The organism is Acidithiobacillus ferriphilus, from assembly GCF_028215975.1.
GTDB classification, from domain to species: Bacteria; Pseudomonadota; Gammaproteobacteria; order Acidithiobacillales; family Acidithiobacillaceae; genus Acidithiobacillus; species Acidithiobacillus ferriphilus.
Genome location: NZ_CP116458.1, coordinates 594,943 through 611,386, shown reverse-complemented (window position 1 = coordinate 611,386; position 16,444 = coordinate 594,943). Strand labels below are relative to the sequence as shown.

The following is a 16,444-nucleotide window of genomic DNA, read 5'->3' as shown; positions in this document are numbered from 1 at the left end:
CCTGTCATTGCGCCGTGTGAGGACGTAGCAAGCGCATGGGCAGGGAGGTGTAGGCCAGCACATCCGCAATCGTCACAATAGCTATAACATCTTCGTGATGTTCCGGGGGGTTGATCCGGCAGAGTAGTGCGCATTCCTGATGAGTGGCGCGGAATCGGGCGACCAAATCATATATTTGGTAATCCACAGGAACACTAAACCAATCCGCGCTGGCGAAATTTTCTATGGGGGTCGAGGTTTGTCGGTGTCGCAGCAACTCACGTACGCGCGGGGCGGTCAGTACCGCACGGGGTTGCGTCCCTTCGACGATCAGGATGTGCGGTATTTCACGGCCGCGATGGAGCAGCACCGCGATATCTGCCAGCGTCCGGCTATCTTTTACCCGGATCAGCGGGGTTTCAATAAACTCTCCAGCCGGGCGCATCAGGTAGAGGTTGCTGTGCCGCGCCTCAGGAATGAAATGACCGCGGCGGATCAGTTTGCGCGTGTAAATCGTCTCCCTGGTTATCAGTCGACGGGCTCCAAAGGCCAGAGAGGCGACGATAATCAAGGGGATGATAATGTGGTAGTCGCTGGTCATTTCAAAAATCATTACGGCACCAGTAACGGCGGCACCGGTAGATGCGGCAACCATCCCGGCCATCCCCAAGGCGGCCGCGATGGTCATACTGACCCCGATTCCCGGCAGTAAATGGTTGGCGATGACGGCATAGAGCCCACCCAGCACAGCTCCGACATACAGCGCGGGAGAGAACACACCGCCCGACCCACCGGAACCCAGCGTAACGGAAAAAGTCAGTATTTTCAGTAAAAGCAGGAGCAGGAGAAAACCGGGGTGCGTAATGACGCCGTCGAGGATATCCTGAACCGTCGCATAACCCACACCTTCTACGTAGTAATGACCGGTAAAGGTGATCATGAAATAAATGACCAAGCCCACGCCCAGCATGCCCGCAGCATGTCGTGCGTAGGGATTTTTGATCCAGTATTCGAAACGATCGTCAGTCCAATACAGACTGCTTGTGAACAGCAGGCCGGCCCCGCCCGTCAAAAGACCGAGCAGAACATAGGCGGCATAGGCACCGGCGCTTTGGTGCAAGGTCCGGTTGATCATGTGCTGAGAGATGATAAACGACGGATAACTACCCAGAAACAGGCGTGATACGAAGGCGGCGGTACCTGTGGCGATCATGACCGGAACAAGGGTCCGCGCACTGACTTCCACCAGCATGAGCTCGATCGCAAACAATATGCCGCCCACCGGTGTGTTGAATGTCGCGGCAATACCGGCGCCCGCTCCCGCCGCAATCAGTCCCAGTCTCTGCCATTCTTGCAACCGCAACCACTGGGCCAGGCTGGAGCCGAAGGCGGCTCCGATCTGAATAATCGGCCCTTCCCGTCCTACCGATCCGCCACTGCCGATACTGATAGAAGACGCGAGCGCCTTCACCAGAACCACCACGGGCCGAATAACGCCGCTCCCATAATAAATGGCATCCATAACTTCAGGTACGCCGTGCCCTTTGGCTTCTGGCGCAAAAGTTCTGACGAGCCAGACCACCACAAGCCCGCCGAGAACGGGGACCAGCACTACCCCTAAACCCCAGAAGCTGGCTGCGGAATGCTGCAAGTCATCAAAGCGTGAGGCAATCTGACCGAAGAAGAAGGCATTATGCATCAGGCCGATAAGGCGCCGGAAAGCGACCGCCCCCAAGCCCGCGACGATCCCCACAAAGAACGCCAGAATCAGATGAAAAGCCGGGTTCGTCCGAAACACCCCCTGCCATCCCATGACGAGGGTATCCATATCGGCGGCTAGGGACGAATCTTCAGGCATCAGGGCACTTTGGTCAGGTTTTTTTTAAAAACTACGCTATACTCAAGGCTTAATCAAATCGATTTAATTGAAAATAATATCGGAGAACCCGATGACGATGGATGCCGAGCAGTTGCTCACCCTCCTCGCGGTTGCAGAAACCGGCAGCGTCAGCGAAGCCGCACTACGTCTGGGACGGGGACAGCCTGCTATCTCGGAACGCCTGCATAAACTGACACGGGAAATCGGCGAGCCTTTATATGTCCGTGAGGGCGGTGGCATTCATCTGACCCCCGTCGGCCAAGCATTGATTCCCGATATCCGGCAGTTGCGCGCCAAGTTACAAGACATTGAGAATCTGCTCATGCGCCAGAAATCCTTGCAAGCCGGAGAACTGCGCATCGCCTCTACCAGCCTGATTGCCAATTATTTACTACCGCAATATTTGCAAAGTTTTCAAAACCAGAATCCAGGGATCAATCTCTACATAAAGAGCGGTGTGACCTATTGGGGAGACATCAATCTTTCCGAGCTGGACGTCTTCTTTTTTGAAGGAGAGATGGATATACCGCATCTACCCGATAGTTATGAAATACAATCTTGGTTGACCGGCGAAATCGTCGCAGTCATGCCCAAAACCCATCCCCTGGCATCATTGTCGGTGCTGAGCCTGGAAGACGTACAACCTTATCCTGTGGTATGGCGAGAGCCTTCTTCCGGAGTTCGAAGGAGGCTGGAGAAAGCGTTCAGACAAAAAAACATTGTGCCCGCGCATTTCATTGAGGTGGCCGATGTGGAATCCGTGGGGGCCATGGTAAAGGCTGGCTTGGGAATAGGCTTTATGACCCATACGGTTTTTGAACAGAGACCGGATTGGGATCTACTGTATAAGCCCATTCCATCCGCTCAACTGATTTGGAAGAGCTTTATGGCTGTTCCCAATCCGGCGAGGCGTTCCCGCGCTTTGTCGGTTTTTTTGGACCTTATGGGCTCTACACCGTTCCGATAAGTCCTAAGACAGTGGACACCGTAAGGACACGATGCATGTCTCAATGCATCGGTTTGGGATCCAGCCAGGTGTTGTCGGTGGCGATGGGCATGGTCGGTACATCATTAAAGAACGCCAGCAAGATGATCATGATGGCGGTGATGGGATAAAAATCGAAAACCAGCATGGCCAGTACGACGAAGACCATAATGCGAATGGTTTCGACGATACGGTAAATCGCATAGCTGTTCATGCGCTCGAAGATGCGGCGTGCCTCCTCAACAGCGCTGATGATGACATTCAGGCCCGGTGCCATCAGCACCAGAGCGGCCGCAGCCCTGGCGGCATCCGTGGCATCGGGCACCGCGATATCTACGTCCGCCTGCTTGAGCGCCGGGGCATCGTTGGCGCCGTCTCCGGTTATACCCACCAGATAGCCATCGGTTTCAACGTGTTGACGACTTGCGATAGGCCCCCAGTGCCCGGTAAGCAATGATCTTGGCCCCGCTGTTGATAAGGAACCAGGCCAGGACGTAGGTCCATACCATTAGGGCATAGCCCCAGCCGATGGGGGGAATGAGCCAGCCGTAGACGGCGGCGAAGGTACCGACGACCTTGGTGGCGATGGTGACGTTGAAAAAGCTCCAGCTCGGCCAGGGCCGCTGCCAGATGGCGCCGGTGTTGCGGGTCAGGAAGATGGTCAGGTGGCCGGCCACCAGCAGTTTCAGGAAAATCAGGGTGCGGATGACGCCCGCCGGTAAATGCAGGTAGGTTTCGGCAATCCAGAACATGGAAAATGAGGCGACGACGCCCAGCACGCCGAGGAGGATGGAGATGATCAGCACCCGTGTCATGTCCCAGCGCACCGGCTGGGGCGCCGTGGGGGCGTTGTCGTAAGCGATCATCATGATGGGAAAATCATTGAGCAGGGCGATCATGACGATCATCACCGCGGTGACCGGATAGAAGTTGAACACCAGGATCGACAGGCTCATGAAGAGCAGGACACGGATCGTCTCGGCGATCCGGTAGATGGCGTAGCTGTTCATGCGGGCGAAGATCCTGCGCGCCTCCTCGACGGCGTCGACGATGACCGTCAGACCGGGTGCGGTGAGCACCAGATCGGCGGCGGCGCGGGCGGCGTCGGTGGCGCCGCTGACGGCGATACCGACATCGGCCTGCTTCAACGCGGGGGTGTCGTTGACGCCGTCTCCGGTCATGCCGACGATATGGTTTCTGGCCTGCAGTGCCTTGACGATGGCGAACTTATGCTCCGGAAAGACCTGTGCGAAACCGTCGGCCTGTTCGGCCTGGGTCTGCGCGGCGTGGACATCGGTGGAGAGGGCTTCAGCCGGAATGATGTTTTGCCCCAGATGCAGCAGCGTGGAAACCTGTTTGGCGATGGCCAGGTGATCGCCGGTGACCATCTTGATGTCGATCCCCATCCGCTGACCCGCCGTGATGGTTTGCGCCGAATCTTCCCGCGGTGGATCGAACAAGGGCAAGAGACCGAGGAAGAGCCAGGTGCCATCCCCATCCTTTCGTGCCACTCCCAGGGTACGGTAGCCCTTTTCCGCCAGGGCATCGATCTGGCGGGTGGCCGTCTGCCTGGTGCCGACGTCCGGCTGCGCCAGATCCAGGATGACCTGCGGGGCGCTCTTGGCTACGCGAAAGCGCTCGGTGCCTGCCGCCACTTCTGCCTCGCTACGCTTGCTTACCGGATCAAATGGTTGATATTTTAGGACGGAATAGGAAGCCAATGGGGCAGACGCGGGCAAACCGCCCAGCACGGCGGTGTCGATGGGGTCGCCCGTATCCCGCTCGGAGGCCAAAGCGGCGGCGAGGATTAGTTCCTCTGCATCGCGGGCCCCGATCACCACGGGTTCACCGAGGGTGAGGCGGTTCTGGGTGAGGGTGCCGGTCTTGTCGGCGCAGAGCACATCCATGCCGGCCATCTCCTCGATGGCCACCAGACGCGAGACGATGGCTTTCAGCCGTGCCAACCGCTCCGCCCCGACGGCCATGGTCACCGATAAGACGGCGGGCAGGGCGACGGGGATGGCGGCCACGGTCAGGACCATAGCAAAGAGGATCGTCCGGATCATGGGCTCATGACGAATCGCCAGAGCCACGAAGAGGATCACCGCGATCAGAACCAGCGCCGAAACGATCAGGAAGTTGCCGATGGCGAGCACCGCCTTGCGGAAATGGGAGACGCTCTCCGCCCGCTCCACCAGTTGCGCGGTCTTGCCGAAAAAGGTCTGCAGACCCGTTGCCGTCACCACACACTGCATCTCGCCCATGCCCACGATGGAACCGGAATAGGCGCCATCCCCCCGCCCCTTGTCCACCGGCAGAGACTCCCCCGTCAGTACCGATTGATCGACCCTGAGGTAATCGCCGCTCAACAGCAGCACATCGGCGGGAATGATGTTTCCCAGCTTCAGGAGGATGGTGTCGCCCGGCACCAGGTCCTGCGCGGCGATCTCCTGCCAAAGGCCGTCGCGCAGGACCCGCGCCCGCAGTGCCAGCTTCCGTTTGAGCATGGCGATGGCGTTGCCAGCCTTGTGTTCCTGCCAGAAACCCACGCCGGCGTTTACCAGCAGGAGGGTCATGATGATGGCGAAGTCCGCCCAATGTGCCACCACGGCGGAAAGCACCGCGGCGATTTCGATCATCCAGGGGATGGGGCCCCAGAAATAGCCCAGAAACTGGCGGAGCGGGCTGAGGTGTTTTTCGGGGATGGCGTTTGCCCCATATTGGGCCAGGCGACGGGCGGCCTCCGCCGACGACAACCCGCGCTGGGGATCGCTCTGCAATTGCCGGAGGACCTCCGGAATACCGGGAGCGTTTGTCGGGTCAGGATTGATTGTCATAAGGACCGTCTCCTGGTCGGCTCAGCCCTTTCCAATCCACAAATGAGTCTGAACAGGCGGGCTGAGTGAGTCTACTCAAGCGACCGGGGTCAGGGCTTTGTTAATGGTACGGAACAGTTTATCCCGTGCCGCGTTTAGGCGACGGGCGGCTTCATTATCGCTGAACCGATGGGCTTGTGCATCCAGGTCAGCGAAGCGGATGCCGGGTCTGAGGAACCGGCTGGCCTCAGGCAGGGACTTGAGCTTGTCGTAGGGCGTCATCATGGCCTCGTAGCGGTAACGTTTGCGCAGGCGGCCCTTGGCGTCGAGGTATTCCTCCGGGAAGAAGCAGGGCCGGTGGAAGTTCAGGTAGGGCGAGAGGACGGTGAAGGTGAAGTCGTTGACCCGCTGGGCAAAGCGTCCGGGAATGTGGCTATAGCCCAGGTGTTTGCGTACCACCGAGCCGTTCTTGCTCTCGGCCAGGGCGTTGTCGTTGGATTGGCGGGAGCGCGACTTGGTGAATTCCTCGACGTGGAGCTTGTTGAGCAGTTTGGCGACGCGATGGTTGATGTACTCGGAGCCGTTGTCGCTGTGGAAGCCGTGGATGGTGAAGGGGAAGGCCTGGATGAGGTACTCCAGGATGGGGAGGAGGAAGCGCTCGCTGATGCGCTCGACGGCGCAGACAAACTGGAACTGGGTGACTTCGTCGACGGCGTTGATGAGGTAGAGGCCCTTGATGCCGTCCAGGTCGCCCTGGTGCACGGAGTCGACGCGCAGCCAGCCGGGGCGGCCGCCGGGACGAGGCTTGCGCCGCTCGCCAATGGCGTTGCGCAGCGGGCGGGTCTTGTCCTGGACTGTGCGCAGGCGCTGATAGCCGGTGCTCTTGCGCAGGTTGTAGAGGTGGCCGTTGGAGATAGCGGCCAGGCGCTCGTAACGGGCCTCGCCGAACACCTGGAACGCACGCTCGGCGAGCTTGCGTGTGGCAGGGCCGGAGAGCGTGCCGTGCAGACGGTCCAGTTCGGCCAGCAGGTGCACGTCCTCGTCCGTGTAGTGCCGCGCAAACGGCTTGGCGGGCGCCCCGCGCCGGTCCTGGACCTGCCGGGTTTCGCGGAACTGGCGGATATGCCGGACCACTTGCTGACGGGATAGGCCGGTCACTTGGCAGAGGAAGCGGGTGATAAGCCCCTTGTCGGCCTTGCGGCGCTGCTCGTAATGGAAGCGGCGCAGGGTGAAAGAGGGGCTTGCACATGGCCTTGCAGCGAGTAGCTCTCCACGCGTTCGACGCGAGCATGGCCTGCATGAGTTTGTGATGGACGCGCCAAGCAGCTGGGCAACTGACGATCAGTGGCCCACATTTCTGGATCATGGCTAGGGGGGGCATGTATTCGTTTTGCGTTATGCGACATCTAATGACACATTGCGCAAAATGACTGCCAGTCTCCCCATGATCACTGCCAAGTCTTTATCATCCGTGCTCGACACCGCGCTGAACGCACCGGCAAGCTCAACCTGCGCACTGAAGAAATTCGCGCGGCATTGCCCAGTGTCACTCCGACAGCCTTGCGCCAGCGATCTCCATACGCTTCGCGATGATCTCCTGGCTTTCTTGCGCGTAAGGCTTTTGGCCTTCAGCTATTATGCTGAGCACCGCCTGGTCGATGGGGGTCAACTCCGCCCATTTGCTGGGGTACTCAGCGGACTCTTGTATGGCCGCTTTGACCTCTTCTAGTGCGGTGGCGATATCGGTGCTGCCCGACTGGACCATATTCGCCATCATCAACCGGAAATGCTCTGGCACCAGCGCCAGATCGGTAAACGCTTGCCATGCCTCCGCTTCATTTAACTGACGCTGGGTCGCATTCGCAAAGGCGCGAAGCATGTGCTGCACGAACTCTGGCCCCAGTTGGGGAAAGGGTATCTGATGGCTAAACTGGAAAAACGGGGCCTTTTCCATCTGAAACATCCGCCGCAGGCCTTCGCTTGATGACCCAGTGAAAATCGCTTTAATTTGGTCTCCATGCTTGTCGAGGGCGCTCCTCAGGGCAGCTACCAGTGCGCCATACCGCTTCTCATCCGCCAGCGTCTGAATTTCGTCCACGAGCAGCAATGTGGGGTTTTTCTTTTGGGCCAACGTGTTCATCCACTGCCGGAGATCCAGCATGCGGTCGCTGGCCTCTGCCGTCCCCTGTTCCCATGATGCCTGTGCGCCTATTGTACCCGCGTGGGCTCTGACACCTTTTGATCCTGGCCAGCCCAACCGGCGCCATATGCCTGGAATAACACCCTCTCCCTCCGCGGCCGTTCGGATGGCATCGAGCAATACCGATTTGGGGTCCTCCCCGGACTCCCACAGGGACACGTAAATGGTGATATACCCGGCCTTTTCGGCGGCGGGCAGCAGGTCCTTACGGAGAAATTCCGTTTTCCCCATCCGTCGCTGGGCAAAGAGCACCAGGCTCTTGCTGAGTCCGATGCCCAACGTTTTCAGGTATTGATCGGCCAACGCTGTTCGCGGGTAGTGCCAGGGGTCTTTGGCCATTTCTATCCTGTTTGATTGCCATGATAGATAATTATGGCAATATGCAAAACAAGGTTGGAAACCGCAAGCCCAGCGGCTTTGATCGATCCGATGGTCTTAAATGCTTCTGGTTGGAACGTCCCATTGGACGGTAGGCAGCGGAACGCGATCAGTCTTTGAGTTCCAGTTGGACCGCATCAGTCCTTGTGGTAACCGGACGTGATAATGCAATTTCCAACGCTGTTTCAAGCCGAATTACCCGCTCCGTTAGATTCTCAATCTTTTCCTGCTGTGACTTTGCTGTGCCAGCCAGTGCCTCAACCTTGTCATTCATCTTGATGACGGTGGTTAACGCATCCCACATCTTGTCCGTGATTGCCATCAATACACCCGCCCAGATTCCATGGCTGCAATACGTTTGTTTGAGGTATCCACAAAGGACAATGCGTCGTCAACGGCAGCACTCGCCTGGGCAGTTGTCTTCAACATCTGGTCAATCATCCCCTCCAGCATCTTCTCGTCCTCGCTCGGGCGGAACGACGAGGCGGCGCGGCGTAGAAACTCTCCCATCGACATATGAGCGTCCCGGGCCATCTTGGCGATCAGTGCCTTCTCCTGCGAAGTCACCAGAACCGGAATGCGTTCATTGGCTGTTGCCATTGCTTTCTCCTTGCTGTGCATGTTCAGCACATGTGTATCATAAATGGAGCCCGCAAAAAATCAAGTGGGCTTGCAACCATGTTTTGCACAAAACGGAGGTTGGTCGGGTTTGATGCGAGCAAAGACTTCCCACCTCAGTTTGCACATAGCCCAAATTTTTATGGCTCAAAGCGACTTACAGTATCGATAGGCGGCTTTGCTGTTTGCGCATTACTCCTCTTAATGATTGCCGGGGGTTGTAAGGCATTGACGGTGGTAATGCCCGCGTCGTCGATCGCTGGCATGGCGCCCCCTCCCACCAAACTTGAACGTCTGCTCTCTGTACCAGACCCTCAGAGGGTAGTCTCGACCGACAGGCACTGGCCAGGAGCGGCGATACACCTTACTGCGCAAGCAGATCAGAGGTGGCTGATCGCTGGGCCATCAACGGACTCTTTGCGATAGCAACCGCATGCCGGACGCGCAATTGCAAGCACGTCTCGTCTCTGAAGGTATTGACATCCAGCTCGAAAGTTACTCGGACAACCTGCCCCATTTCCACTGGACACACACCGTCGCGGACCGCACCAAACCAGATGGCATCGAATCGATCTGGCCCGATGCCCATCAACAATTTCAGGTGTGTTCCGTCCCCGACGGGACGCACGCTGAGGATCCGGCCTTCAGCACGGAAGACTGGCGACTCCCATTGCCGACCGAAAGGCTCTAAGGCAGCGAGTTCTTTGAACAATTCCAAGCTTGGGCGCTGTTCGAGCTCACCATCGGTCAGTATCCGAGGTCCTGGGGTCCACGCTGTCAAGGCACGGGTTGCGACCGCATTGAAGGCACTCGCGAAACGATCAAATCCCTCACGTTTCAACGTGACCCCGCCAGCACCTGCATGACCGCCCCATGTGACGAAGTCGCCAGGATGTGATTCTGCGATCACTGCAAGGGCGTTTCGTATATGAAATCCGGGCACGGTGCGCAGCGAGGCGGTGATATGGTCGCTCCCCTGCTTGGGCGAGAAATAGGCAGCAGGACGTCCATAGGTCTCCACCAACCGGGCAGCGCACACACCATGTACGCCCGGATGCCCTTCCGGATCGAACACGGTAATTGCCATACTCCCGCCCACCGCCTGCTGTTCCGCCAATGGAAGGATTCGGCGCAGCATCTGGGATTGGACCCGCTTGCGCTCGCTATTGTGCTCCACCAAGATATGCGCCAAGCGTATCGCTTCCGCCTCGTCGTCGCACATCAATAAGTCGACGGCCCCAAGTGCGCAATCAAGTCTGCCCCGGGCATTGATGATCGGCCCGAAGGTAAAACTCAATGTCGCCGCCGTAATGGGGCCAGAACAACGAGAGACCGTGTACAAGGCACGCCACACAGGTCGCGCCTCCGGCGCATTCATCAGTGCGAGGCCACGTGTCAGCACCGCACGATTATTTGGCGAACGGGCCAGATCAACACAATCCGCCATGGTCCCCAAAGCAACCAAGTCGAGGAGACCACCGAGACGCGGCGCATTGGCCGGAAGGTGTCCCCAGTCGATGAGCCGTTGCCGTACAGCGCAGCAGAGTAGCCAAGCCACATGAACGCCCGCGATGTAGGGGTCGGCGAATGTCGAATCCGTGCGGACGGGATTGACACAGGCGATAGCTGCGTGCGGCGGGCCTTGCTCTGGAACCCCATGATGGTCCGTCACTACCGTCGTCAAACCATGATCGCGCAGCTTCTCGATACGGGCATGGTCCGAACTCCCCTGATCAGCAGTAATCACGAGTGCAGGACGAGGTGCCGAGTCCAGGATCCGCTGGGTTACGCTTTCCGAAACGCCATACCCTTCCCGCAGTCGATGACCGATGTAGCTGTGTATTCGGTGTTCAGGCACACCGAAGTAGTCACGCAACGCAAACTTCAGCACCGAGTGCCCGGAAGCACCGTCACAGTCGAAGTCTGACAGCAGAATCACCGGCAACCCTTGCTTCACCGCGCGTGCAACGGCCTCAGCTGCGACGCCGATGTCGGGTAAACGGTCTGGCGAATCGAGCGCACTCAACGGCGGGCGAACAAGCAATCCCACCTTTCCCGCATCCTCGTCACCCAATCGACTCGCGATGATTCGCGACTGTAGACGCGTATAACCAGCAGCCACTGCCGCACGCAAGACATCTTGCGACAATGGCCTATCGATGATCCGTATGGGTTCTGGCATCACTCGCCATCCTGGTTGACCATGGAGGGTGTCCTGAATTTTGTGTAAACGGCGTTTTCATTTAACGTTGTGGCATCCGGTCATCGAACTGGATGATAAAGCGGTTTAGAGCGGCTTTCCAATCCCGGATCGGCCTCGCCCAATCTACCGACACTACCGGCAATGATCCGGGCCTGGAGCGGGGTATATCCAAGCTCCAAAGCCGCGCGCAATATCGCCGCTGCCCACAGGACGATCGACAATGCGCGCGGCTTCAGGCACCTACCAGCCCCCCGGCAGCGCATGGCCCGGCCGGGCCGGTCTGCGCCAGAAGCGCCAGCGATCCGTACGGCGAAGCGTAAGGCGCTCTATACCACCGCTGGCAAGCACCCCCGTCAAACACTCCAGGCGCCCGCCGCTCCGCCACAAGGATTGCAGGGCCGGGGCCAGCGCCGCGAAAGACTTTGCCGCATCGGGATAGAGCCAGGCCCCGGACCAGACCCAGAGCAGATCATCGGGGAGTTTTACGGCGGCCTGCAACGCTTTGGGATAGGACAGGGGCAGACCGAGCCAGCGGGCCGCGGCCTGCAGGTAGTCAGCCTCCGCCGCCACGGTCCGCCACTTCGGAATGGGCCGCGCAGAAGGTAATCGCCCCTCCCCCCAGGCCCAGAACAGACACCAGGGTTCCTGACCGCTGGCATCGACATCCTGATTGACGGGATGCGCGGCGAGGAGCATCTGCAACTCATTGAGGAAGGCATTCCAACGCCGGGCATCGGTACCGGTGACTTGCAGGGCCAGAGGCTCACGGCCCCAGACTTGTTCGGGATCGGGACAGTGCAGGTCGGGCGTGTCGGCGGTCAGCACATACCAGCGCCGGGCGCCGCGCCGCAGTGTCCAGGGGGTATCCGCCATGTGCTCAACAGCAGACGTAAACAGTGCCGCGGCGGCGGCTTCCTCCAGGCCGGGCAGGGGCTGTAAGACCGCCCGCCCCGCCTGTCCGCGAAACGCCACCGGCTCCAGGGCGATGACCCAGTGCCCTTCGGTCGCTATACCCTCAGACTCCGCCAATAGAGCCGCCGCCGGCAGCAAGCCGTTGAAACCCAGCAAACGCCCTGCCACTTCCATTGAGGAATCCACCGATAGACGCTCGCTGCGCCCACGCCCCCAGTAACGCGGTAACACCGCTCCCAGGTCGTCCTCCGGCACGCCGCGCAAACCCGACAGCCAGAGGCAGAGATCGGCCATCAGCGGTCCAGGATGGCGCGCTGCACGGCCTCCAGACTGGCATCCACGGTGCGCACTTCGCCACCCTGAGCGATGGCGGTATCGGGATCTTTGAGGCCATGCCCGGTGAGGGTACAGACCACCGTCGCGCCCGCTTCAATTTTTCCGGCGCGAGCCGCGGCCACCACCCCCGCCACCGAAGTCGCCGAGGCCGGTTCGCAGAAAACGCCCTCGTATTGCGCCAGCCAGCGCTGCGCCTCCAGAATCTCGGCATCGCTATGACCGCCAAACCAGCCGCCGCTTTCGGCCTGCACCCGATGCGCCTGATCCCAGGACATGGGATGACCGATACGGATGGCCGTGGCGATGGTCTCGGGGTCTTGCACATAGTGGCCGACGATGAAGGGGGCACTGCCTGACGCCTGAAAACCCAGCATCTTCGGTCGTTTGCCCGTTTTACCGTGACCATAGGTGCAGGCGCCATCGCAGAACTTGCAGGAAGCGGTCAGAGACTGGGACTTGTCGGTCCGCCCGTCGGTGGCCTCACAATAGCCCATCCAGTGAGCGGTGATATTACCGGCATTACCCACGGGCAGGGCGTGATAATCGGGCACCTCGCCCAGCGCCTCGATAATCTCGAAGGCCGCCGTCTTCTGGCCCTGCAAGCGATAGGGATTGACCGAGTTCACCAGGGTGATGGGCGCATTGGCAGCGACATCCTGGACGATCTGCATGCCCGCGTCGAAGTTGCCGCGGATCTGCAACACCATGGCACCATGCATCATCGCCTGAGAGAGCTTGCCGAGGGCGATCTTGCCTTCCGGGATCACCACGAAAGCGCGCATTCCCGCCCGCGCCGCATAGGCCGCCGCGGCCGCCGAAGTGTTGCCGGTAGAGGCACAGATCACCATCTCGCTGCCCTCTTCCTTGGCCTTGGTCACCGCCATGGTCATACCACGGTCCTTGAAGGAGCCGGTGGGATTCAAGCCTTCGAATTTGAGGAAAAGACGTATATCGAGGCCAAGCTGGCGGGGCAGATTGATGCACTCGATCAGCGGCGTATTGCCCTCGCCCAGGCTCACCGCCGGAGTTTCGGGGGCCAGGGGCAGGAAGGCGCGGTAATGATCGATAATACCGGTATAACGGGTCATGAAGTTATCCTGATTGAAGATGAAATGCCAAAACTCGGTGTGGTGGATGGATCACCCTTCCGCCAGACTCTCGACGCGCAGGCGCAATACGGGCTGAACGACCACCGGCAAGGCTTCAATGCGGGCGATGGCCTGCTCAAGGTCACCCTCCCGGCAGCGGTGCAGCAGCAGGACGATGGGCACGCTGTCTGCCTCCGGTGTCTCTTTCTGCACCAACGCTTCGATGGAAATCTCATATTCCGCCAGCATCGTCGCCACCCGTGCCAGGACGCCGGGGCGGTTACGGGCATGAATGCGTAGATAATAAGCGCTTTTCACCTCGGCCATTGGCAACAGCGACAAGATACTCATGGCATTGGGCTGGAAGGCGAGATGGGGCACCCGGTTGCTGGGATCGGCGGTCATGGTCCGCGCCACATCCACCAAGTCCGCCACCACGGCGCTGGCCGTGGGATCGCCGCCCGCACCACGTCCATAATAAAGGCTCTGCCCCGCCGCATCGCTCTCCACCAGAATAGCGTTGAAGGGTCCCTCCACATTGGCCAGCAGATGACTTTCCGGGATGAGCGTAGGATGGACCCGCAACTCGACGCCATCCGCGCGGCGCCGCGCAATCCCCAGCAGCTTGATTCGATAACCCAGCTCGGCGGCATAGACCACATCGGTCTGTTCCAACGCACGGATGCCTTCCACATGGCAATGGGCGAAATCCACCGGAATACCAAAAGCGATAGACGCCATCAGGGTGATTTTGTGCGCCGCATCGCCGCCATCCACATCCAGCCCCGGATCGGCCTCGGCATAACCCAGCCGCTGCGCCTCAGCCAGGGCCTGCTCAAAGTCCCAGCCCGCGTGGAACATCTGGGAGAGGATATAGTTGCTGGTGCCGTTGATAATGCCCGCCAGCCACTGAATTCGGTTGCCCGCCAGCCCCTCGCGGATCGCCTTGATGATGGGAATGGCGCCTGCCACCGCCGCCTCGAAGGCAACCATCACCCCCTGCGCCTGCGCCGCCGCGAAAATCTCGTTGCCATGCTCGGCCAGCAGTGCCTTGTTGGCGGTCACCACATGCTTACCCGCCGCGATAGCGGCCATCAACAAGCTCAGGGTCGGCTCCTGCCCCCCCATCACCTCGACGACCACCTCCACCTCGGGATCGCGCACCACCGCCCAGGGATCGCTGCTGATCCGCGCATCCAGCCCCAATCCTTCCAAACGCGCCGGATTACGCACCGCCGCATGGACTACCCGTAACTCGCGCCCGACCCGGCGCATGATTTCTTCGGCATTGCGCTCCAACACCCGCACCGTGCCCTGGCCCACCGTACCCATGCCAAGAATACCGATCCGTACCGGCTCCATTGCAGACGCCATTACAGATCCTCACGAAACATGTGTTTGATGCCGCGGATGGCCTGTCGGGTGCGATGCTCATTCTCCACCAGCCCGAAACGCACATATTCGTCGCCCAACTCGCCAAAGCCGATGCCGGGGCTCACCGCCACCTTGGCGCGGTCCAGTACCAGCTTGGAGAATTCCAGTGAGCCCATCTTGCGCAATGCTTCGGGAATCCTTGCCCAGACAAACATGGTCGCCTTGGGCCTGTCGACCACCCAGCCCGCCGCGTCCAGCCCTTCGCAGAGCACGTCGCGGCGCTGCTCATACATCAGCCGAATATCTTCCACGCAATCCTGCGGCCCTTCCAGTGCGGTGATGGCCGCCACCTGAATGGGGGTAAAAGTGCCGTAATCCAGATAGCTCTTCATTCGCGCCAGCGCGCCCACCAGCTTCGGGTTCCCCACCGCAAAGCCCACCCGCCAGCCGGGCATGTTGTAACTCTTGGAAAGGGTGAAGAACTCGACGCCCACGTCCTTGGCCCCCGGCACCTGCAAAAAGCTCGGCGCTTTATAGCCATCAAAGACGATATCCGCATAGGCCAGATCATGCACCACCCAGATACGGTGCTCCTTGGCAAACTCGACAATCCGCTCGAAAAAGTCCAGTTCCACGACCGCCGCCGTCGGGTTGTGGGGGAAGTTGATCACCAGCATCTTCGGCTTCGGCCAGGCGGCCTTGACGGCCTTTTCCAGTTCCTCGAAGAAATCCACCCCCGGCAGCATCGGCACATGACGCACGTCGGCGCCCGAGATGACAAAGCCGTAGGGATGGATGGGATAAGTCGGACTCGGTACCAGCACCGTATCGCCGGGCCCCATGGTCGCCAACGCCAGATGGGCAATACCCTCTTTCGAGCCGATGGTGACAATGGCTTCTGACTCCGGATCAAGCTGCACGCCATAGCGCCGTTCGTACCAGTCGGTGATGGCGCGCCGCAAACGGGGAATGCCGCGCGACACGCTGTAGCGATGGGTATCACCGCGCTGCGCCGTTTCACAAAGTTTGTCGACAATATACTGGGGTGTAGGTTGATCAGGATTACCCATGCCAAAGTCGATGATATCCTCGCCCCGCTTGCGGGCCTGATTCTTCAGGTCCGTAACGATGTTAAACACATAAGGGGGCAGACGACGGATACGTTCAAAATCACTGTTCATGTGGCGCGGGCCTTCAGGGTTGTAGCGAATGCCGAAATCGAAGAACAATAGAGAGGCAAGGCGGACCTGTCAATCCGCACGAAGGACATTCAACATGAAATTACACCTGCAACGCGACGGTCACCGCAATCTCATCCATGCCTATGGGCCGCAGGGCATCGTCATTCACGGCAAGAACCACGCACACGGCCTGCTGGTCGGCGCCGACTGGCTGCACAGCCCCTGGGGACCGGGGCATGCCAGCGCGCTTCAGCTCTCGCACTTTGCCGAAGTGCTGGCGCGCAAGCCCGATATTGTGTTACTGGGCACTGGCAAGCGTCAGCATTTTCCGCTGGAACTCATGCGTGCCCTACGCATCGCTGATCTCGCCGTAGAGGTGATGAACACCGGTGCCGCTTGCCGCACCTACAACATCCTGCTGGCCGAAGATCGCGTGGTCATCGCCGCCCTGCTGCCGCCCGAGGCCTGAACACACTGGCATTCGCCGACGTTATC

The 16,444-nt window shown here is 59.7% G+C and carries 14 protein-coding genes; 2 read left to right on the top strand and 12 right to left on the bottom strand.

All coding sequences use genetic code 11. From position 1 onward, the window contains the following. Positions 1–4 precede the first annotated feature (4 nt). On the bottom strand, positions 5–1,837 hold the full coding sequence (locus PJU76_RS03005; protein ID WP_271780424.1) for a chloride channel protein: 1,833 nt from the start codon (positions 1,835–1,837) through the stop codon (positions 5–7). 91 nt (positions 1,838–1,928) lie between these two features. Here PJU76_RS03005 and PJU76_RS03000 point away from each other — a divergent pair, with 91 nt between their 5' ends. Further along, complete coding sequence (locus tag PJU76_RS03000) at positions 1,929–2,825, top strand: LysR family transcriptional regulator (RefSeq protein ID WP_271780423.1); 897 nt, start codon at positions 1,929–1,931, stop codon at positions 2,823–2,825. A gap of 40 nt (positions 2,826–2,865) precedes the next feature. On the opposite strand, the gene PJU76_RS02995 is transcribed toward PJU76_RS03000, so the two are convergent. From PJU76_RS02995 to alaC, 11 genes are all read right to left on the bottom strand, one after another. Beyond that, a complete protein-coding gene (locus tag PJU76_RS02995; RefSeq protein WP_271780422.1) occupies positions 2,866–3,234 on the bottom strand; it encodes a hypothetical protein in 369 nt (122 codons plus the stop codon). Between the two features lie 16 nt (positions 3,235–3,250). Further along, complete coding sequence (locus PJU76_RS02990; RefSeq protein WP_271780421.1) at positions 3,251–5,680, bottom strand: plasma-membrane proton-efflux P-type ATPase; 2,430 nt, start codon at positions 5,678–5,680, stop codon at positions 3,251–3,253. A 75-nt stretch (positions 5,681–5,755) separates the two neighbouring features. After that, complete coding sequence (locus PJU76_RS02985) at positions 5,756–6,817, bottom strand: integrase catalytic domain-containing protein (protein ID WP_271780420.1); 1,062 nt, start codon at positions 6,815–6,817, stop codon at positions 5,756–5,758. Positions 6,818–7,205: 388 nt separating this feature from the next. Next, positions 7,206–8,198, bottom strand: a complete 993-nt coding sequence (locus tag PJU76_RS02980; RefSeq protein WP_271780419.1) for an ATP-binding protein — start codon at positions 8,196–8,198, stop codon at positions 7,206–7,208. 148 nt (positions 8,199–8,346) lie between these two features. Beyond that, entirely contained in the window at positions 8,347–8,559 is a 213-nt protein-coding gene (locus PJU76_RS02975; RefSeq protein WP_064219364.1) for a hypothetical protein, read from the bottom strand. Further along, entirely contained in the window at positions 8,559–8,837 is a 279-nt protein-coding gene (locus PJU76_RS02970) for a plasmid mobilization protein (RefSeq protein WP_064219365.1), read from the bottom strand. Before PJU76_RS02970 ends, PJU76_RS02975 begins: the two co-directional genes overlap by 1 nt. Before the next feature lie 382 nt (positions 8,838–9,219). Then, positions 9,220–11,037: a single-stranded-DNA-specific exonuclease RecJ gene (locus tag PJU76_RS02965; protein WP_271780418.1), complete on the bottom strand. Its 1,818-nt coding sequence runs from the start codon at positions 11,035–11,037 to the stop codon at positions 9,220–9,222. Between the two features lie 261 nt (positions 11,038–11,298). Then, on the bottom strand, positions 11,299–12,264 hold the full coding sequence (locus PJU76_RS02960; protein WP_271780417.1) for a hypothetical protein: 966 nt from the start codon (positions 12,262–12,264) through the stop codon (positions 11,299–11,301). Continuing rightward, positions 12,264–13,394, bottom strand: a complete 1,131-nt coding sequence (thrC, locus tag PJU76_RS02955) for a threonine synthase (RefSeq protein ID WP_271780416.1) — start codon at positions 13,392–13,394, stop codon at positions 12,264–12,266. Before thrC ends, PJU76_RS02960 begins: the two co-directional genes overlap by 1 nt. Positions 13,395–13,445: 51 nt before the next feature. After that, the gene (locus PJU76_RS02950; RefSeq protein ID WP_271780415.1) at positions 13,446–14,768 is read right to left on the bottom strand and encodes a homoserine dehydrogenase; all 1,323 of its coding nucleotides are present in this window, start codon (positions 14,766–14,768) and stop codon (positions 13,446–13,448) included. Continuing rightward, positions 14,768–15,949: an alanine transaminase gene (gene alaC, locus PJU76_RS02945; RefSeq protein ID WP_271780414.1), complete on the bottom strand. Its 1,182-nt coding sequence runs from the start codon at positions 15,947–15,949 to the stop codon at positions 14,768–14,770. Before alaC ends, PJU76_RS02950 begins: the two co-directional genes overlap by 1 nt. A gap of 94 nt (positions 15,950–16,043) precedes the next feature. Between alaC and PJU76_RS02940 the strand changes: the two genes are divergently transcribed. Then, positions 16,044–16,418 carry an Mth938-like domain-containing protein gene (locus tag PJU76_RS02940; RefSeq protein ID WP_271780413.1) on the top strand — a complete coding sequence of 125 codons (375 nt, stop codon included), beginning with the start codon at positions 16,044–16,046 and terminating at the stop codon, positions 16,416–16,418. The last annotated feature ends 26 nt before the right edge of the window (positions 16,419–16,444 follow it).

What these genes read in the sequence shown, in the direction of transcription:
- PJU76_RS02975 (WP_064219364.1), bottom strand. Translation starts at nt 8,559, where the DNA reads ATGGCAATCACGGACAAGATGTGGGATGCGTTAACCACCGTCATCAAG.
- PJU76_RS02965 (WP_271780418.1), bottom strand. Translation starts at nt 11,037, where the DNA reads ATGCCAGAACCCATACGGATCATCGATAGGCCATTGTCGCAAGATGTC.
- thrC (WP_271780416.1), bottom strand. Translation starts at nt 13,394, where the DNA reads ATGACCCGTTATACCGGTATTATCGATCATTACCGCGCCTTCCTGCCC.
- PJU76_RS02950 (WP_271780415.1), bottom strand. Translation starts at nt 14,768, where the DNA reads ATGGCGTCTGCAATGGAGCCGGTACGGATCGGTATTCTTGGCATGGGT.
- alaC (WP_271780414.1), bottom strand. Translation starts at nt 15,949, where the DNA reads ATGAACAGTGATTTTGAACGTATCCGTCGTCTGCCCCCTTATGTGTTT.
- PJU76_RS02960 (WP_271780417.1), bottom strand. Translation starts at nt 12,264, where the DNA reads ATGGCCGATCTCTGCCTCTGGCTGTCGGGTTTGCGCGGCGTGCCGGAG.
- PJU76_RS03000 (WP_271780423.1), top strand. Translation starts at nt 1,929, where the DNA reads ATGACGATGGATGCCGAGCAGTTGCTCACCCTCCTCGCGGTTGCAGAA.
- PJU76_RS02990 (WP_271780421.1), bottom strand. Translation starts at nt 5,680, where the DNA reads ATGACAATCAATCCTGACCCGACAAACGCTCCCGGTATTCCGGAGGTC.
- PJU76_RS02970 (WP_064219365.1), bottom strand. Translation starts at nt 8,837, where the DNA reads ATGGCAACAGCCAATGAACGCATTCCGGTTCTGGTGACTTCGCAGGAG.
- PJU76_RS02940 (WP_271780413.1), top strand. Translation starts at nt 16,044, where the DNA reads ATGAAATTACACCTGCAACGCGACGGTCACCGCAATCTCATCCATGCC.
- PJU76_RS02980 (WP_271780419.1), bottom strand. Translation starts at nt 8,198, where the DNA reads ATGGCCAAAGACCCCTGGCACTACCCGCGAACAGCGTTGGCCGATCAA.
- PJU76_RS03005 (WP_271780424.1), bottom strand. Translation starts at nt 1,837, where the DNA reads ATGCCTGAAGATTCGTCCCTAGCCGCCGATATGGATACCCTCGTCATG.